The sequence below is a fragment of the Pseudomonas sp. K2I15 genome, assembly GCF_002204795.1.
Lineage (GTDB): Bacteria > Pseudomonadota > Gammaproteobacteria > Pseudomonadales > Pseudomonadaceae > Aquipseudomonas.
In genome coordinates this window covers 1-17,259 of record NZ_NIXO01000001.1, presented here as the reverse complement: position 1 = coordinate 17,259, position 17,259 = coordinate 1, and the positions used below count along the sequence as shown (strand labels likewise).

General features: G+C 54.1%; 17 protein-coding genes and 2 pseudogenes. 6 read left to right on the top strand and 13 right to left on the bottom strand.

Features of this window, described 5'->3' with window-relative positions:
- Position 1: 1 nt before the first annotated feature.
- Both CEC48_RS00090 and CEC48_RS00085 read left to right on the top strand, forming a co-directional pair.
- Positions 2–1,300 carry a cytochrome c gene (locus CEC48_RS00090; protein WP_088421904.1) on the top strand — a complete coding sequence of 433 codons (1,299 nt, stop codon included), beginning with the start codon at positions 2–4 and terminating at the stop codon, positions 1,298–1,300.
- 81 nt (positions 1,301–1,381) lie between these two features.
- Positions 1,382–1,609: pseudogene (locus tag CEC48_RS00085) on the top strand (radical SAM protein); the annotation flags it as partial.
- 1,521 nt (positions 1,610–3,130) lie between these two features.
- Here the strand turns inward: CEC48_RS00085 and CEC48_RS00080 are convergent.
- The 4 genes from CEC48_RS00080 to CEC48_RS00060 all read right to left on the bottom strand — a co-directional run bounded on the left by CEC48_RS00080 (position 3,131) and on the right by CEC48_RS00060 (position 6,325).
- Positions 3,131–3,754: a recombinase family protein gene (locus tag CEC48_RS00080; RefSeq protein WP_088421902.1), complete on the bottom strand. Its 624-nt coding sequence runs from the start codon at positions 3,752–3,754 to the stop codon at positions 3,131–3,133.
- A 148-nt stretch (positions 3,755–3,902) separates the two neighbouring features.
- Positions 3,903–4,118, bottom strand: coding sequence for a hypothetical protein (locus tag CEC48_RS00075; RefSeq protein WP_088421901.1), 216 nt, complete (start codon positions 4,116–4,118; stop codon positions 3,903–3,905).
- A 282-nt stretch (positions 4,119–4,400) separates the two neighbouring features.
- On the bottom strand, positions 4,401–4,658 hold the full coding sequence (locus tag CEC48_RS00070) for a hypothetical protein (protein WP_141099639.1): 258 nt from the start codon (positions 4,656–4,658) through the stop codon (positions 4,401–4,403).
- 770 nt (positions 4,659–5,428) lie between these two features.
- Positions 5,429–6,325, bottom strand: a complete 897-nt coding sequence (locus CEC48_RS00060; protein WP_141099638.1) for a hypothetical protein — start codon at positions 6,323–6,325, stop codon at positions 5,429–5,431.
- Between the two features lie 88 nt (positions 6,326–6,413).
- Here CEC48_RS00060 and CEC48_RS30790 point away from each other — a divergent pair, with 88 nt between their 5' ends.
- On the top strand, positions 6,414–6,620 hold the full coding sequence (locus CEC48_RS30790) for a hypothetical protein (RefSeq protein ID WP_141099637.1): 207 nt from the start codon (positions 6,414–6,416) through the stop codon (positions 6,618–6,620).
- Positions 6,621–6,769: 149 nt separating this feature from the next.
- On the opposite strand, the gene CEC48_RS31450 is transcribed toward CEC48_RS30790, so the two are convergent.
- The 9 genes from CEC48_RS31450 to CEC48_RS00020 all read right to left on the bottom strand — a co-directional run bounded on the left by CEC48_RS31450 (position 6,770) and on the right by CEC48_RS00020 (position 13,689).
- Positions 6,770–6,943: a hypothetical protein gene (locus tag CEC48_RS31450; protein ID WP_176438636.1), complete on the bottom strand. Its 174-nt coding sequence runs from the start codon at positions 6,941–6,943 to the stop codon at positions 6,770–6,772.
- Positions 6,940–7,152, bottom strand: a complete 213-nt coding sequence (locus tag CEC48_RS00055) for a hypothetical protein (protein ID WP_088421897.1) — start codon at positions 7,150–7,152, stop codon at positions 6,940–6,942. Before CEC48_RS00055 ends, CEC48_RS31450 begins: the two co-directional genes overlap by 4 nt.
- A complete protein-coding gene (locus CEC48_RS00050) occupies positions 7,149–7,415 on the bottom strand; it encodes a hypothetical protein (RefSeq protein WP_088421896.1) in 267 nt (88 codons plus the stop codon). Before CEC48_RS00050 ends, CEC48_RS00055 begins: the two co-directional genes overlap by 4 nt.
- 56 nt (positions 7,416–7,471) lie before the next feature.
- Positions 7,472–8,554: a hypothetical protein gene (locus tag CEC48_RS00045; RefSeq protein ID WP_088421895.1), complete on the bottom strand. Its 1,083-nt coding sequence runs from the start codon at positions 8,552–8,554 to the stop codon at positions 7,472–7,474.
- A 282-nt stretch (positions 8,555–8,836) separates the two neighbouring features.
- Complete coding sequence (locus tag CEC48_RS00040; protein WP_088421894.1) at positions 8,837–9,994, bottom strand: hypothetical protein; 1,158 nt, start codon at positions 9,992–9,994, stop codon at positions 8,837–8,839.
- Complete coding sequence (locus tag CEC48_RS00035; RefSeq protein ID WP_088421893.1) at positions 9,991–10,401, bottom strand: hypothetical protein; 411 nt, start codon at positions 10,399–10,401, stop codon at positions 9,991–9,993. Before CEC48_RS00035 ends, CEC48_RS00040 begins: the two co-directional genes overlap by 4 nt.
- Positions 10,401–10,739, bottom strand: a complete 339-nt coding sequence (locus tag CEC48_RS00030; protein ID WP_088421892.1) for a hypothetical protein — start codon at positions 10,737–10,739, stop codon at positions 10,401–10,403. Before CEC48_RS00030 ends, CEC48_RS00035 begins: the two co-directional genes overlap by 1 nt.
- Positions 10,736–11,293 carry a hypothetical protein gene (locus CEC48_RS00025; RefSeq protein WP_088421891.1) on the bottom strand — a complete coding sequence of 186 codons (558 nt, stop codon included), beginning with the start codon at positions 11,291–11,293 and terminating at the stop codon, positions 10,736–10,738. Before CEC48_RS00025 ends, CEC48_RS00030 begins: the two co-directional genes overlap by 4 nt.
- Before the next feature lie 719 nt (positions 11,294–12,012).
- Entirely contained in the window at positions 12,013–13,689 is a 1,677-nt protein-coding gene (locus tag CEC48_RS00020; RefSeq protein ID WP_088421890.1) for a recombinase family protein, read from the bottom strand.
- 30 nt (positions 13,690–13,719) lie between these two features.
- Here CEC48_RS00020 and CEC48_RS00015 point away from each other — a divergent pair.
- From CEC48_RS00015 to CEC48_RS00005, 3 genes and pseudogenes are all read left to right on the top strand, one after another.
- Positions 13,720–14,559 (top strand): annotated as a pseudogene (locus CEC48_RS00015) (PA0069 family radical SAM protein); the annotation flags it as partial.
- Between the two features lie 197 nt (positions 14,560–14,756).
- Positions 14,757–15,488 (top strand): carbonic anhydrase, encoded by a 732-nt coding sequence (locus CEC48_RS00010; protein WP_088421888.1) that lies wholly within the window; start codon positions 14,757–14,759, stop codon positions 15,486–15,488.
- An 85-nt stretch (positions 15,489–15,573) separates the two neighbouring features.
- Positions 15,574–17,121: a SulP family inorganic anion transporter gene (locus tag CEC48_RS00005; RefSeq protein ID WP_088421887.1), complete on the top strand. Its 1,548-nt coding sequence runs from the start codon at positions 15,574–15,576 to the stop codon at positions 17,119–17,121.
- Positions 17,122–17,259 lie beyond the last annotated feature (138 nt).

Genomic DNA, 17,259 nt, shown 5'->3' with positions numbered 1-17,259 from the left:
CATGAAAGCATTTGTTATCGCGTCCCTGGCCTTGTTCAGCAGCTGCTCGGTGAGTGCGGCTGAAACCGACCTGGTCAAACAGGGCGAATACCTGGCGCGCGCCGGTGATTGTGTAGCCTGCCACACCGCCAAGGGCGGCAAGCCGTTCGCGGGTGGCCTGCCGATGGAAACCCCGATCGGCACTATTTACTCCACCAACATTACCCCGGACAAAACCGGCCTGGGCGACTACAGCTTCGAAGACTTCGACAAGGCCGTGCGCCATGGCGTCGCTAAAAACGGTAGTACCCTTTACCCGGCGATGCCCTACCCGTCTTACGCGCGGGTCAGTGAAAGCGACATGCAGGCGCTGTATGCGTACTTCATGAAGGGCGTGGAGCCGGTGGCGCAAGTAAACAAGGACAGCGATATTCCCTGGCCGTTGAGCATGCGCTGGCCGTTGGCCGGGTGGCGTTGGATGTTTGCGCCCAAGGTCGAGGACTATCAGGCCCAAGCGGGTGCCGACCCGGTGATCAGCCGTGGTGCGTATCTGGTGGAAGGCCTCGGCCACTGCGGCGCCTGCCATACACCACGGGCCCTGACCATGCAGGAAAAGTCCCTGAGTGCGACGGATGGCAGTGCTTTCTTGTCTGGCAGTGCACCACTGGAAGGCTGGATTGCCAAGAGCCTGCGGGGCGACCACAAGGACGGCCTGGGGAGCTGGAGCGAGGAGCAACTGGTGCAATTCCTCAAGACCGGTCGCAGCGATCGCAGCGCGGTGTTTGGCGGCATGAGCGACGTTGTAGTCCACAGCATGCAGTACATGTCGCAAGATGACCTGACGGCCATCGCTCGCTACCTCAAGAGCCTGCCGGCGGTAGATCCCAAGGATCAGCCGCACCAGTACGACAAACAGGTCGCCGACGCGCTATGGAAGGGCGATGACAGCAAGCCCGGGGCATCGGTGTATATCGACAACTGCGCGGCGTGCCACCGCACTGACGGCCATGGCTACACCCGGGTATTCCCGGCGTTGGCGGGCAACCCGGTGTTGCAGACGGCGGATGCCACCTCGTTGATCAACATCGTGTTGAACGGCGGCACGTTGCCGGCCACACATACGGCGCCTTCGACCTTCACCATGCCGGCATTTGCCTGGCGGCTGTCGGATCAGGAAGTGGCGGACGTAGTCAGTTTCGTCCGGAGCAGTTGGGGTAACAAAGGCGCGCCGGTGAAAGCCAGTGACGTGGCGAGCCTGCGCAAGAATGATATGCAGACCACCTCCGGCGATGACCTTGGCCAGGTGACATCCAAGCACTGATGGGGCGTTGACCGCCCAACGGCACTGGTCAGAAACCTTGCGCCTCTATACTGTATAAAAAAACAGTATCGAGGCGCTTTCATGTCCACTCCTCTGCCGCCTCGCGGGCGCGGCACGGCCACTAACCTGCACAATCGTTTTGCGCCCACCCTCAGCGTGGCGGAAGACGACGGCTGGTATCAGGAAGTGCCACAGACCCAGGGCACCGAAGTCCGTATCGAAACCGCAAAAACCATCATCACCCGCAACAGCTCTCCGGATATTCCGTTTGATCGTGCAATTAACCCGTATCGCGGCTGCGAGCATGGCTGACTGTAGTGGGTTATAGGTACACATGAACGAAGCGTGATTTTGCGACTTATATAGAAGAAAAGGTATCTACCGCCTTATGAGGTGGTTTTCCCCTAGGAACATTTGGTGACAAACGGTGCAATCCAGTGGTGGCATGGCTTACGCGAATGTTCCGCGTTTCATACACATTTTACCCACAGCGTTATCCACAGGTAGTGCGTTGCTGATCCCCCAAAAACGCATTATCTTGTACCCCGCCTTCGTTGAAGACCCCACATGTAGTGTCTTTGAGCTTTTTTCATAGTGAAAAAATGCGCTAAAACCCCCTATTTCTAACGGGTTTCCACTATTTCTGGCTTTTCCAATGGATGTCTCAGCAAGGGACTAATAAGGGCCTATTGAGGGCCTTTTGGTGCGTTTGTAGGCGTTTTTGGGGGCTGGAGGGGGTCGGAGGGGGGATTAATCGTTAATTACGCACACGGGCGCTCACAGGGGCTTGCAGAGCCTCTGACTTAACGATATGATGGCGACAGAAACGCAGAAACCGCCAATGAAGGCGGTCTCAGCAGAAGATGTCTACAGGTAGCCACGCCACGTTTGGCGACAGAAACGTGACTACCCGTACCCTCCGACGCATACGTTTCAGCACTGTCGGAAGAAGGACGCCATTAAAAGCCAATTGATGCAATTGCGTCAATCGGTGATTGATCGGTGGTCGTCTCCAGACAGGTGCGATTAACTTAACCCTGCTGGAGACTGCCCAAATGGACATGTCGATTGGATTCACCCGCAACACCAGTGTAGGCGCCAAAACGGTGCCGGTTCGTCAATATCGTCGGTTCCGCTTCGGTGAATGGGAGGATGTTTGTCACCACCGCCGTAGCCCACCGCGTTAAGACGGGAACGTTGCCACCAAGCTTGTGCTGATTTGGTGGCTTCCGGCTTTAGCACCTCTCTGGTGAGCCCTTTGCCAGTCGCGACACCTTTGACCTTCCGGTCTGTCCTCGATCAATACCCAGTCTTCAAAAACCCAACTCCTAGCCATTGATCTATCTATTCATCAATATTGATAGCTAAACGCTATCGAAAGCTTCTCTCGCGACGGAACGTCGAAGGGGTATCCACTTGAGAGCTACCGCTCTCGGGCAGACCTACAGCAGTGGACGCACTACGTGCCTGTATATATTGCAACCGTATATCGAGCTGGGTATACGACCTGTCTAGATCAATGCTTACAGCGCTGCTGTAAGAGGATTCGGTCAGAGGCGTTTTTCTGGGAAATCCCTTTTTCCGCCGAAAAACTCGGAGCACCTTGATGGGTGTTTGGATCTGCCAGCCTGAAAACGATCATGGCACCGGGATAGTTCCTCCACCTATTAAACAACCTGCAACAGGGCCAAATGAACCTGCTCGCAAATATAAAATAAGTGTTGGACTGGGTGCCGCTGGGCAAGGTTCTGGCAGGCGCTGAGCTGTGTGCTGTTGCAGGTATCAGAGACGACGAAGCCCGCTCAAGGCGGGCTCTGTGGGGCGTTACAGTTAGGCTTTCAGCTCACGCTTGATCCTGTACACCGTGGCAACGCCGCAGTCTGCCAGCTTGGCAACATCATCTGCCGACAGGGTTGGATTCTTCACGATCAGTGCCTCTACCTTCTTCCACAATTCGGCATTCTTACTCTTGCCCGCTGGCTTCCAGTTGGGATCTTCTGCCCGTTTCTTCTTCAAGCCCTGTTGGATTCGCTCAACACGCTTTTCTTGATCCAACCTTGCCATGGTCGCCATCAGGTCAAGCAGCATGTCATTGATCACGCTCATGATTTGACCAGAAATGCCTTTATCTGCCACCAACATATGACTGGTAGGCAAGTCGGCAATTACCAGACGCAAGCCCTTTGCCTTGATTGTCATCTTGAGGGTTAGCCAATCTTCTTGAGAAAGCCTGCTGAGGCGGTCAACAGACTCGCAAAGGAGAATGTCTCCCGGTTGAGCCACATCAAGCAATTTCATCAGCTCGGGGCGCTGGAGTGTGGTCCCGGAAACGTTCTCGCTGTACACACCAACGATGTTCAGGCCCTTGTCCGTAGCAAACGACTCAAGGAGCGACTTGGCACGGTCGGCGTCTTGATCTCGGGTGCTGGCCCGAAGGTAGAGGTGGGCGTTCATGGCTAGCTATCCTTTAGGCTATTGATGTGATAGATAAAGGATAAACTATCTGATAGCCAACCGGATATAGGTATTTGATAGCTGGATTGCCTACCGGACGGGCGGTTATTCGACTACCCGAGAAGTAGACTTCTTTGATAGTTAATCTTCAGAACTCTCCCTTGGGGTCAACCACCCGGAGATTGCCCGCGTTGGTGAGCAGAACGCCTGTGTAACGGCGTGGGCCACCCTCGCCAGTAAATTCAGCAAGCTTCAACGCGAGCAGGTTGCGGAATGGCCCAAGATCACTTCCGGAGACTTCATCCTGCCCATCAAAGATTCGCTTGAGCAATTCATCAAGCACTTCCATCCCATATGCAGGCATGTCAACTCTCCCTAAGCCCCGGATGGGCGAATCTTGATTGAAGTCACCTGCCCGGCGCCTGTCAATGTTGCCGTCCTGTTGAAAAACGGTGATTCCAGCTCAGAACTGCCGTTCTGGCGCTAAAACCTCAAGTTGAGCGTTTCCACAGAAAAAAGCTTAGCCCTCGATCCCCACAAGCCACGGAAACACTGAGCTACAGACATGCTACAACTTTCACTACCAGAGGTGGCCCAATAGCTGGCAAGGGGTTTCGGGGACGTTAAACCGCAGTTTTAGCCAGGTTTAAAACTTACGTTCAGCCGCCTTGGGTGCAACCTTGCATTGGCCAATATCTACCGTTGTCTTACCAAGAAAATCGGTCGTCCTCTTGAAGGATAAATCTGTCCGACTGATCTCCATTGAGCTAAAGACCACATTATTGGCTGTAAATACAGCCGATTCCTTCCTAGCTACGTCCATAGATGAAATCACATAGCTCGCAGAGCCCAATGACTCATCGAGGGTAATATTCCACAGCACGGGCTTCGTGCCGTTGGTCATAAAACACTCTAGGTAGACTGGGCTGGCTTGGCACAGAGCTGGAAGGGTGAGACCAGCCATTAGAAGAGCTTTCCGTATCACAAGGGAGTCCTTTAGGTGGAGGGAAGTCAGACTGCCAGTAGCATGGCAGAACCATGTGATTCCGCCACCACACTGATCCGCCCCAAGACTGCATGACTGCCTACAGCTCACGCTGTACGTATTAACCCACCCGAATCAGCGGACTATCACCAATCTGCACTAGGTAAGCGATTGTGGGAAGGCGGGCATGGTGTGCGGCCTGCCTCAAGGCTTGGTCAACCTTCTTGGCGATGGGTGCTTGATTCAATTCATCTTGGTAGGTGGTAGTCCAGACTGAGTATCCAGTTACTCGCTTCAAGCCTTGTTTGTGAAGTGACATCTGGAACTTCAAACGCTGTAGTGGCGTAACGTCTTTTAGCTGGGGTATCACTGTGCAATGCACCATGGCGTCTTCTCTATGATGGGCTGGCGCCGTGATCATACGTGGATAGCCTGTGAGCGTGTGTGTCCGGGGCGCCCGCCCCACCTGAGAAACTGTTCATAACTCCGTTATGCGCAATGGTCAGTCGCTCTAGGCTGGGAAAACTGCCCAATCGTTACCCAGACTGGACAGGGGTTTCGCCCAATGAATACAGCGGTATGACTGGGGAATGGGATCAGTTTGTTGCGTGAAAGAGTTAGAGCAATAGGGGTGGTGTTTGACTTTTTCAGTGCGCAAAAATGCCCCGCCATCACTGACAGGGCAATGCTTAGAGGGCTTGTTCAACCAAGGCCCTGTCTAGCCACGTGTAGTCGGGAACATAGCTACTGGCCCAAGAGCCAGATGCTGCAACAACGGCGTGGTAGTCGGCCAACTGCTCAGGGGTGTAGAAATCCAACGGCCTCAGCATGACAACCTGATCGAATGATTTCACCTTGTCAGCAACTTTAGACAGTGCGGCCAGGACGAACTGCTCCAACCAATCGGCGTTAACGTCATGCCCATGCAGCATATTGAAAATGCAAGCCTCATCCGCCCCAAGGTCGAAGGAATCGCAATCGACGTAACGGGACATCTGCTCAACCTGTTCCAAGCCTTTGAGCAAAGGGCTCAGTTCTGGCCGGTATGCTGACAGCCTTTGAGTCTCGGCTATAGCCACTTCCATGGGCGTCATGTAACGCCTTGGGAACGAGAACATCTGTTTGCCGGTAACAGCCTCCAGAAGCGCCGATAGCTCAGGCGTGCTTGTACGCGGGTTATCTAGCACCTTGAGCCATTCCCGATGGGTGGTGTTACCACGATCAAGCAATTTGGTCAGAGTCTCAATGTAGGACTGGCGCTTACTGGGAGCTAGCTTTGCCACTTTGGCGAACTCCGCCCAGACCGATTGCCCGATACACTCGACGAGCAGATTCATGATGTCGAGGTCTGTCATCCAGTTGGCAATGTCCCAGCGGACAGACTTGTCATTGCGTTGGATAAACTCTCCCCCTCCAAGCCATTGGCTACCGTGCTCGTAATTAAGTTCAGCACGCCCAATGACCAAATTGGCCGGAGTAAACTTACCAACGAAGGGCTGCCCCTTCACAGGATAAACGTGGCAGAACTGGTACAAGCCGAATGAATCGTGCGACCAAGCGTTGGCGGCCTGCTGCACCTTGTGCATTTCACGTAGCTCCAGGAGTTGAGGCGCCGTGATGAACTGGAAAATCTGAACAGTCCCGGCTTGCTTGGCGTGCCGAAGGAGCAACTGGATGAACGCATTGGATACAGGAAGCGGTTTAGCCTTCCGGCACTTCTGTGATGTAGATTTAGCTGATTTGTTACGGCGGGCTCTTTTACAGTCTTCGCTACATGTCATTACAGAGCGGTGGGATGGCGTGAACTTTACTCTACAAACAGTGCAGGTTTTGCGGGCGTCTCTCTTAGGTTTTGTTGCTGGTGTTGCTAGCGCCATCTAGGTTCGCTCCTGTTTCTGGTTTTGTTGTGCCATGAATGGCGATGTATGAATAACGGCATGCACTTCCACAGAAGGCCGCGGCCTTGAAAGTTAGAAAGCCGATACCACAATGTCTACAGTGGCATGTACGTTGATTACGTGGTCTATGGTTCATACAAGAAGCCCCTGTAGTGCGATTTGAGCATCCTTCTCTAGCGAGACCACCCAGACAAAGGCGCCCTTGCTATCAACGCCTGTATGACGCCATACAGGCTTGTGAAGCCTTTGCGAAAGTTCATAGGCGGCGTGCATTGCCGCACTTGCGTCATGGTAAACTTGATTCATGTATTCTCTCCAATAGGCAGTGGTAGTCGGTGATCACTTAACACAGATATCCAGCAAAGTTGCTCAGGCATGCCCATCAGAATTGATTGCCAAACGGTGTCGCTGACACCGGGTAACTGTTGGGAAACTTGTTCGCCGTAAATCTCAGAAACGTACTGTTGAGTAGCAGCGTGATAATCCGCCTGTAAGGCGATTTGTTCGTATTTCATTTGGCCTCCTGCGATTGGTATAGCTGTCTCGAAACTTCTAGCTCAGCAAACTTCCTTGAGCGGGCAAGATCTTCTTGTTGCCAGTCAAACCAATTGCCTCGCAAGCTGTTAGCCTGATGCTCGACATAGGAGTGAAGTTGTTTCGCCGTAATGGCGGTCATGTACTCGTTACGGAGAATCCCGCAAGTGGTAGCACCGATATTGAGCAGCGCAATTACAATGCCCATGACAAGAAGCTGCTTTATAGTCTTTAGTTCAGGCACAGGGCCTCCGTGGTCTAGCTTTTTGTTTGAAAGGGGAAAGCCTGTTGTCAGCAGGCTTATTGAACTTCTTTGGGCAGGTACGAATTGAAAGTTTTCTGCATTTCCTCACGCACCTTGGATGAAACAGCGTCTCCAATTTCCGTAGCGGTAGCACCAGTCTGGGCAGTGATATTCACCTCGACAGTTACAGGCGTATTGTTGGTGACGTTGTTAGTTACAGTTCCAGCCTTATTGGACTGATCATCGGCAACCATTTCACCCCTACTTCCCGGCGTGGAGCGTGATGCTGTAGCAACTGCCTGAGCTGCAACTTTAGCAACTGCATTGTTTGGGTCGGACTGGCTCAACAGGTCTTCCAAATGTTTGCCGTAGTCAGGCAATGCACGAGTATTCAGCCTAGAAGCATCCAAGGCTGGAATTCTTGGATCAAGTGGGGCATGTTGCTCGTCAAAGCCAACTTGATCCCAACGCTGGCGATTGTCTTTAGCCACTTGCTGCAAATCTTTACCAACGCCCAACAATCTCCACATCCGTGAAATAGGGTCGTTTGCATCAGCGTCAAGCTGTTGTTGTGTTGTGCGAGAGCCACCACTCTTACCGTTGAGGTCAAAGGGATTAACGCCCATGCCTTCAATCATGTAACCTGCACCAACTTCCTCTGCTCGCTGTTGCGGAGTCTTCTCGCTGTTGTCGGCATTCTTGCCAGCCATCATTCTAAGCATGCCGGTTTGAAGCTGAACTAGTGCAGTGTCGAAGTCACGGAAAGCAGCTTGTAGGCTCGTTGTACTTTGGATTAACTCACGCTCTGCCGTCAAACGATCTCCCAGCGCTGAAATCAACTTTGGGTCTTCATTGATACCCACACTACGCAAGTATTGATCGTTCTCAACTCGTACAGCCTGAGCATCAAGTGAATGCTTGTGCCTCTCAAGTAGTTCAGGCGATTGGGCGACAATATCTCGCATACCTTGCTGAACCATCGCCCCGTTGACTTTACCGTCATGCTGAGCCTCCAGCACGAAGCCTGCCAACTTGTTAACATCACCCTTGTAACCAAGGGCCTTGCCGATTGCTTGATACAAGATTGTTGTTAGGCGAGTACCGAGACTATCGGTCAGGGGCCTTAGGTCACTTCCCATGAATCTATCTTTCGAATACGTTAGTGTTCAAGGATGCTCGCAATTCATCCTCCGCGACCTATACAAAGGCCGCTGCTACATGTTGCCATGCAGACCAGACTATCTCTTGACCGGCTCTTTGCAGAACTACGGCCTTCCCCATTTCCACCCGCTTGGGTGTACGCCTCTCGGCTAGTCGTTACACTTTCCCATTGCTGGGCTTAGCTCGGCATTGTCCACGTGGGAGTTTCACCGAATTAGAGGAATGTTCATTGCACTGTTTCCAATGCACGGGGCTAGCAATTAACCCTGATTGAGCTGCAATGCGGCGGCGGCCTGTCTAGGTTTGTCCAAGTTACCGATTCTGAAAACAGCAGCTTGATCCTTTTGAAGTTGAATCGCCTCTTCCAAACTTTTCCCTTGAGCGCGGAAACCTTGAATCATGTTCGAATAAGCGACTGCACTTTCGCGATTGATCTGCATACCGAACTCTTGGGAGTTTGAAATATAGGCACTTTTAATACGAGCGCGTTCTTTATCGTTGTTGCCAGCGGCAAGTAACGTGTTGTCGAACTGCTGATTATCGGCGGCTGTTTCTTGGCGTTGTTTGATGCGCTCACCCAAGTAACCAGCTGCTTCTGTAAGGGCGTACAACGCTGCTCCAGCGGCGCCAAGGCCAACGGTGAGACTACCCAGCCCGCCGCTCTCTGGGCGCTCTTGTCGAAGCTTCCACGCGTTGAAACGATCCTGTGCCATTGAGTATCTACCGGCACCCTGTTCGCCTCTAACAGCAGCTCTGGCTTCTCGTGCAGCAGACAGCAACTTAGACTGCTGGTGACGTTCTGCAAGTCGTAAGCCACGCTCTCGGGCAGTAACTAATCCAGCCTCGGCACGTTGCAACTTACTTTGATGTAGTGCGGCCTGTTGCTGCAATCGAACTGTTTGCGCTTGGCGACGTTGCAGGATGTCAGCTAAACGGGCTTCACGGATTTTCGATTGCTCCGAAGTGGCTTGCAACTTCGCCCTACCAAGATCCACCTTCAAACTTTCCTGCTGTGCCTTATGTTGCTTGGCGGACAACACAGCGGCGGTTACTTGTTGTTTCAAGGATGCACTTTGCAAGAAGCTCTCTTCGCGCTTTCCAGCAGAAGTTAGCTTTTGTTCGGCAAGCTGAGCCCTAAACTGTGATTGACGAAGGCGGGACAACTTTCCTTCGGTCGCAATCTGTTTATCGAGACTCTTTTGCATGGCGGTATTGGCCGCTGCTGATGCGTCACGCTTGGTTGAGATTCCAAGTTTACGATCAAGTTTTTTATTCAGGTCATCCGCAGTTTTCATCACGCCCAACATAGATGTCTGAACTCGTTTCAACATTTGCTCAAAGGCAAGCAGCGGACCACTTCTTACATCGAACTGGAGTACACCTGTTAGGCGTGCGATTTCTTCTGTGTGGGCACTCATGGGTTAGTCCCTCCGAAGCTGTGCTCTACTTGCGTAGTTGCATATTGGCGTAGTTGTCGCTCAACATGAGCTTGGAAAGATTTAGCACCCATACCCTCATAGATGATGTTGCCAGACTCAAACAGTCCAGACATGCGACCATGAATAAGGAACAGTTCAACATGTGCAACTACTGGACGACTACCGGCGATTGCAACGGTGATACTTCCATCTTTGCAGCGGAACCAAAGAATGCTGTAAATCTGTTCGCCGTAAATGCGTTCAACCACTTCCTTGAAGTTGGCAAGGATACGTTTGATATTGAGGGATGTATCGGATCTTAGTTTGAAGATGATTCTACGTGGAGCGGGTTGTGTAAGCTTGGCGATACGTGCCGCCAGTTGTTCCGGTACTACAATTTTTTCCATCAGTCTTCCTCTTGTGTGATGAATACCCACGAACCAACGGGAATACCGGATTGGGCAACGGGTAGTGTAAAACTTCGGGACATCAGTTCTGGGTGCTGAGTATTGAATTCGCGAAGTGCTTTGAAAATGACGCCCTCGGTGTAATCATTCGACGACATAATAATAACCATACCTGCAACCTCCTGTAGAACCCCTAGGGCGCTCTTAGCTGCAAGGTGCTGCACTGGTGGCGCCTCACTCTTAGTTATTGCTGTAACGGCTTGTAAGGGCTCTTGCTGGAGCCTTGGGTCGTTGGGCAAATACTTGGTTAGCAGTTGCCGCGTTAGATTGTCGATCACGAACGCTTCCCTTTCGCTGGGGCTGGAGCTTGCACAGGTGCGGTTGTCTCTTGAGGTGGCTGGAACGTAGCTCTGATTTCAGCTTCAATCTCTGCACGGCGTTTAGCAGCAGCTTCTGCAAGTTCTCGCTCTTGGCGACGTGCCTCAATGTTTATTTGGGCTTGTACTTCCGACTCAATGAACTTCTCGTTATGAATTTCAATCTCCGCCGTGTAATCGTCTTCAACCTTTTGTAGGATTGCTGCAAGCATTGGTTTGATTTGACTCTCTGGACGATTGAAGTAGACTTCAAAGGTGTTCGCATTAAGCGCTACAGTGCCAATCGTTGTTAGCGTGTAGCCCTTGGCTGTGAATTCGACATATACCGGAATCAAGTCTTCGGCATACTTCACGAGTACAGCTTCAATACCCCCGTCTTGGTGTCCACCGACAGGACGCCCTGTTACTGGGTCAACGCCTGCAAAGTGATTGATACCAGCCTTACGGCCACGGAATTGTTCTTCTGCTGCTGACTTGCGGGATTGTAGTTCTTTTGGGTCTAATGTTTTAAGCATGGGATTCTCCTAGTTGGATTGGTTTGTCTGAATGGATGACTTTTAGAATCTCGGGCGTTAGTGCGTCATGCACCATCTGCTCAAGCATTTCTTGTGTGGTGTTGGGGTTCACATCACGGAAGACGACCTCAAGTCGCCCAACGACTACTCTTCGCTCGGTAACTTTTCGAATCCGATGATGTTGGGATTTGCAAGCGGCGCTGCAATAGACGCCCCGGCTATTCTTTGAATCGAACGTTGCACCACAATGAATGCAGTTTCGCTTTACTACGGCCATAGGCATGGCTCCTTTTAAATTAGGTGATTGGGGTAGTTGGTATGTTTTGGTTGGAACTGAAACGAACTGAGGAATAGCGTGGACAAAAGAAAGGGGCATTTCTGCCCCAACACTTTGCCGATGCTCTTTGTGTGTTGCGAATTAGTTGCCCCATTCCACTAGATCGAGGGGCTGCGATTCGATCAAGGAACCACCCTTGACCTAACAGTGTTGGCCGACGACTGCTGACGTTTGGACGGCATGGATACCGGGCCGGGGAAGCGAACTCTGACGAGGCCGCTAGGAGAAACTGGAGGATGTCGCCATGAGGGCGGAACGAGTAGAAAAACTCTGTCCTCTGTATGCTTATTATACACCCCGAATCGTGTTTTGCATAGTACCATTTGTCAGATAAAGCAAGAGCTATTTACAGCTAAGCGATAAGCGGTAATTCCGGCAGGTGCTAACTCTCCTTCGTTGGCAGCAATTCGTTGGAGGTGATCCATACTAGGCCGGGTGGTGGTGGTGGTACATCTTCCGTCTTCGGTCTCGGTGTGCCACGCGGTGTGCCAATGATCCGCTTCACGCCGGTAGTAGGCTTCATGCGGCGATCTGGAGGGCTGCTGATGCCTGCTTGAAATTCAGTTACCTTGCCTTTGAACGCTGGCCTCACCTCTGTGGTTAGCGTCTTGCCAGTAAAGTCGATCACCAGCTTTTCAAAGATGTTGCCTAGGTAGCGGTTGATCCTTGCTCGCTCCAGTGCGGCTGGTTCACTTCGGTCATTGAGTAACCATTCCATCCTATCGCCAACCTCCAGCCCGCCAATATTGAAAGCATCCTCCAGCTCTGAAAGGGCGGTTTCAGCGGTAGCTAGCTTCGCTCTGGTGTCTCTGTCGTCGCCTTTGGCCTTGGTGAGCATATCCAGCAGGACCGACTGCCGGTCTGTATCGTCTTCATCCATGAGGCGTTGTTGTGTCTGGCTGGTGCGGGTGGCGATCTTCTTCATTTGAACCAGTAGAGCGTCACGCTCACGACGAAGGGTTTTCAAATCTTCACTGGCCTCCATGAAGTAGTTTTTCAGGTTCGTCCAGTGTTCAAACTTGAATAGGAGGCGACGTAGGTATTCACCCCGGATGCTGCGTATTCCCGGTTCAGTGCAGCTGTTAGTCATGCTGGCCGTGCAGTGAAAGTACTCTTTGCCGGTCTTCAACATGAACCTGACACTACCGCCACAAGCGGCACACTTTACCAAGCCCCGATAGATGTTGAGATTACTGGCATCCTGTTTACCGGCGAAGGGTCTACGCTTGTTGATGACAGCTTGCACCTCAGCGAACAGATTCTTGTCGATGATCACCGGATAGTAGTCGGTTAGCACCCGGTCGGATGGGGTGTTCTTCCCGGCCTGTTCGTTAAAGTTGGTGATGGTGTGTTCACCGATCAGGCGCCGATTTTTCAATAGGTATTGCACTTGGTGAACCTTCCAGCTTGAGCCGAACTGCTCGTTCACCCTTCGGCATGACTCGGCTACGCCATACTGCAATGAGGCGTGGAACAGTGCCCGTATCTGGTCAGCAATGTCGTCACGGACCACGAATTTTTTCTCTACGACATCCAGCCACTGCGGGCACTTGTCTGTTACCACCTCGCCCTGTTCCATTCGGTCGTGATTCTTCTTCCAGCCGTTGCGGGCGAAGTCGCTTTTACGGGTGGACTCCTTGTTGGCGCGTTCCATGTCAACGAGAATTGTCATCAGGCCCCCAAGGTCAAGCGTTCCCGGAGTGTAGATCTGTAGCCGGTCGGCGATGCCTATTTGAAGCCCTGCCCCCAGAATCTCAAAGAACAACGGTACGGCATGAGCAAGTGCCATACGGGTCATGCGGTCGGCATTCTCGAACAGTAGAAGGCTGCCGGGCGGAATATCGCCAGCCTTTGCCCGGTTGATCACTTCGCGTAGCTTACCTTCATGGGCGTTCTTGCCCCGATAGCTGCTCATGCCGGGGTCTGTGAGTTCTTCCACCAGCGTCATGCCGAAGTGCTTGCAGAATGCCTCTTGGCTGGTGCGCTGGCGTTCCTCGGTAGAGCCATCGCTTTGACGATCTGTGGACCAGCGCATGTAGCTGTATACGTTGCCAGACATAAGGCTCACCGAGAAAAGGTACTAATCACTGAGTATAGCTGTATCTACTGCTATGCGCGGCCCAGTCACGCCTATTGGGACCTGTCGCCGGGGCTGGATTTCGAAACCAAGCTGATCGCCAAGACCAACGCCGCCGACGTGCTGGAGCAGCAACTGTCAAAGCCGGGCTATACCTGCGCACCGATCAACCTGGGCTCCAATACCGACCCGTACCAGCCCATCGAGCGCGAGTACAAGATCACCCGCCAAACCCTTGAAGTGCTGCTGCGGTACCGCCACCCGGTGACGATCATCACCAAGGGCTCGCTGATCCTGCGCGACCTCGACCTGCTGACCGAGCTGGCACAGCAGCGGCTGGTGGCGGTGATGATCAGCCTCACCAGCCTGGACGATGAGCTCAAGCGCATCCTCGAACCGCGCACGGCTGCGCCCAAGGCCCGGCTGCGGGCAATTCGAGTGATGCGCGAGGCGGGGATCCCGGTAGGCGTGTTGTGTTCGCCAATGATTCCGATGATCAACGACAGCGAGCTGGAAAGCCTGCTGACTGAAGCCCATGCCGCTGGCGCACAAAGCGCGGCGTACATGATGCTGCGCCTGCCCCTGGAGGTGGCGCCGCTGTTTGAGGAATGGCTGGCAGCCCATTACCCGCAGCGGGCGGCCCATGTAATGAGCCTGGTGCGGCAGGTGCGCGGAGGTGAGGTCTACGACAGCCGCTTCGGTGTACGCATGCGCGGCGAAGGGCCGTTTGCCGATCTGTTGGCGCAACGTTTCGCCAAGGCGATCAAACGGTTGGGGCTCAATCGCCGGGAAGGGTTTAATCTGGATTGCACGGCGTTTTGTCCGCCGGGCAGGCAGATGGCTTTGTTGTAAACTGCTGGGTAAAGCGCACGGTCTTGTAGGAATAGTCGCGTTTTGACATCACTGAAAGCCCCGATCTAGAGCGGTTCATTCAGTTTGAGTTAAGTTTCGGCGGGTACCTTGTTCATCGAGTGACTAATGAGTCGGCGACCCGGTTTGGGCGCCAACCACACTGGAAAACGCCCCTGCTCCAACCAAGAGGATGAATCATGAGTGACAAGGATAAACAGCCGTTGGCTGCGTCGGCTTCAGCCCCTCACGTGGCGGAGTCCGCCGATGCAGCGCTGCAGCACATCGTTGAAGGCTTTTTGCATTTCCATAATGAGATCTTTCCGCAGCAGGAAGAACTCTTCAAAAAACTCGCCACGGCCCAGAGCCCAAGGGCGATGTTCATTACCTGCGCCGACTCGCGCATCGTTCCCGAACTGATCACCCACAGCTCCCCGGGGGATTTGTTCGTGACCCGTAACGTCGGCAACGTCGTGCCGCCTTATGGGCAGATGAACGGCGGTGTTTCCACCGCCATCGAGTACGCGGTGCTGGCCCTTGGTGTGCAGCACATCATCATTTGCGGGCACTCCGACTGCGGCGCCATGCGCGCAGTGCTCAACCCCCAAAGCCTGGAAAAAATGCCCACGGTAAAGGCCTGGCTGCGCCACGCCGAGGTCGCCAAGACCATGGTCCAGGACAACTGCGACTGCGCCAACGAACACGAAAGCATGCATGTGCTGACCGAAGAAAACGTGATCGCCCAGTTGCAGCACCTGCGCACTCACCCTTCGGTGGCCTCGCGCATGGCCAATGGGCATTTGTTTATCCATGGCTGGGTCTACGACATCGAGACCAGCGAAATCAGGGCCTACGATGCGGATCAGGCAGCGTTCCTGCCGTTGAACGGTACTCAACCGATCCCATCCGCGACGCCTAAAGCGCGCTTCTAAAACAATCCCCTGTCGGGTAAAGCGATGGCTGCCATTCGAGCAGCCAGGCCTTGCCACGCCCGGCGAATGCCTCGGGAGAGTCATCATGCGTGCTGCTCAATTAAAAGCTGTACTGCCACGGGAGCTGCTGGCCTCCGTGGTTGTGTTTCTGGTCGCCCTGCCGCTGTGCATGGGAATCGCGATTGCATCCGGGATGCCGCCCGCCAAAGGCCTGATCACCGGGATTATCGGTGGGTTGGTGGTGGGCTGGTTGGCGGGGTCGCCGCTGCAAGTCAGCGGCCCGGCCGCCGGGTTGGCGGTGCTGGTGTTCGAAGTGGTGCGCCAGCATGGCATGGCCATGCTTGGGCCCATCCTGTTGCTGGCGGGCTTCCTGCAACTGGTGGCCGGGCGCTTGCGCCTGGGCTGCTGGTTTCGCGTTACCGCACCTGCGGTGGTGTACGGGATGCTGGCGGGGATCGGGGTGCTGATTGTCCTGTCACAAGTGCATGTGATGCTCGACGGTGTACCAAAACCTTCCGGGCTGGATAATCTCGCCGGGTTTCCGGCGGCGTTGGTCCAGGCGATTCCTACACTGGGCGGCGGGCTTGGCTGGCAGGCCGGGTTGCTGGGGCTGGCAACGATCCTGGTGATGTGGCTGTGGGATAAATTTCGTCCGCAAAAGCTGCGTTTCGTGCCCGGCGCCCTGCTCGGCGTGGGTTTGGCGACAGTCACCAGCCTGGTGCTGGCGTTGCAGGTCAAGCGTGTAGAGGTGCCGGAAAACCTGGCGGACGCCATCGACTGGCTGCGCCCCAGCGACCTGCTGAACCTGGCGGATCCCAATCTATTGATCGCCGCTTTCGCCGTGGCGTTTATCGCCAGCGCTGAAACATTGCTTTCGGCGGCGGCAGTCGACCGCATGCACAGTGGCCAGCGTTCCGATTTCGACAAGGAATTGTCGGCACAAGGCGTAGGCAACATGCTGTGTGGCCTGGTCGGCGCCTTGCCGATGACCGGTGTGATCGTGCGCAGTTCGGCCAACGTCCAGGCCGGCGCTACCACGCGCTTGTCGGCGATGTTCCACGGCCTGTGGCTATTGGGGTTTGTATTGCTGCTGTCCAGCGTGCTGCAAAGCATTCCGGTGGCGAGCCTGGCAGGCGTGCTGGTGTACACCGGGATCAAGCTGGTAGACATGAAGGCGTTTCGTGGCTTGGCGCGTTATGGGCGGATGCCGATGTTTACCTACGCGGCGACTGCCCTGGCGATCATCTTTACCGACTTGCTGACCGGTGTATTGGTGGGCTTCGGGCTGACGTTGGTCAAGCTCGCGTTCAAGGCTTCACGCTTGAAGATAAGCCTGATCGACCTGCCGCAGGATGGCGAGATGGAGTTGCGATTGACGGGGGCTGCGACCTTTCTCAAGGTGCCGGCGTTGACCCAGGTGTTGTCGACGGTGCCCGCCGGGACCACCGTGCACGTGCCGCTCAATAACTTGAGTTACATCGACCACTCCTGCCTTGAATTGCTGGAGGAATGGGGGCGGGCCAATGCGGCCAAGGGCTCGAAGCTGATGATTGAGGCGCGGGGGTTGAAACGCAGGTTGGAAGGTAGGGTGCGGACGACGACCGGGATAGGTTCGGCGCCGTCCATTGGCTGACAAAACCGGATCAAAATGTGGGAGCGGGCTTGCTCGCGAAGGCGGTGTATCAGACACATATTCAGTGAATGACACTCCGCCTTCGCAAGCAAGCCCGCTCCCACATTGGATCTATGTCAGTCAGGAGATTTACGCCGG

Excerpts from the sequence above, each read along its gene's own strand:
- CEC48_RS00020 (WP_088421890.1), bottom strand. The coding sequence starts at position 13,689 with ATGTCTGGCAACGTATACAGCTACATGCGCTGGTCCACAGATCGTCAA.
- CEC48_RS00075 (WP_088421901.1), bottom strand. The coding sequence starts at position 4,118 with ATGCCTGCATATGGGATGGAAGTGCTTGATGAATTGCTCAAGCGAATC.
- CEC48_RS00005 (WP_088421887.1), top strand. The coding sequence starts at position 15,574 with ATGCGTGCTGCTCAATTAAAAGCTGTACTGCCACGGGAGCTGCTGGCC.
- CEC48_RS00045 (WP_088421895.1), bottom strand. The coding sequence starts at position 8,554 with ATGGGAAGTGACCTAAGGCCCCTGACCGATAGTCTCGGTACTCGCCTA.
- CEC48_RS00060 (WP_141099638.1), bottom strand. The coding sequence starts at position 6,325 with ATGCACAAGGTGCAGCAGGCCGCCAACGCTTGGTCGCACGATTCATTC.
- CEC48_RS30790 (WP_141099637.1), top strand. The coding sequence starts at position 6,414 with ATGAACGCATTGGATACAGGAAGCGGTTTAGCCTTCCGGCACTTCTGT.
- CEC48_RS31450 (WP_176438636.1), bottom strand. The coding sequence starts at position 6,943 with ATGAATCAAGTTTACCATGACGCAAGTGCGGCAATGCACGCCGCCTAT.
- CEC48_RS00010 (WP_088421888.1), top strand. The coding sequence starts at position 14,757 with ATGAGTGACAAGGATAAACAGCCGTTGGCTGCGTCGGCTTCAGCCCCT.
- CEC48_RS00035 (WP_088421893.1), bottom strand. The coding sequence starts at position 10,401 with ATGGAAAAAATTGTAGTACCGGAACAACTGGCGGCACGTATCGCCAAG.
- CEC48_RS00070 (WP_141099639.1), bottom strand. The coding sequence starts at position 4,658 with ATGACCAACGGCACGAAGCCCGTGCTGTGGAATATTACCCTCGATGAG.
- CEC48_RS00025 (WP_088421891.1), bottom strand. The coding sequence starts at position 11,293 with ATGCTTAAAACATTAGACCCAAAAGAACTACAATCCCGCAAGTCAGCA.
- CEC48_RS00080 (WP_088421902.1), bottom strand. The coding sequence starts at position 3,754 with ATGAACGCCCACCTCTACCTTCGGGCCAGCACCCGAGATCAAGACGCC.
- CEC48_RS00090 (WP_088421904.1), top strand. The coding sequence starts at position 2 with ATGAAAGCATTTGTTATCGCGTCCCTGGCCTTGTTCAGCAGCTGCTCG.
- CEC48_RS00040 (WP_088421894.1), bottom strand. The coding sequence starts at position 9,994 with ATGAGTGCCCACACAGAAGAAATCGCACGCCTAACAGGTGTACTCCAG.
- CEC48_RS00055 (WP_088421897.1), bottom strand. The coding sequence starts at position 7,152 with ATGAAATACGAACAAATCGCCTTACAGGCGGATTATCACGCTGCTACT.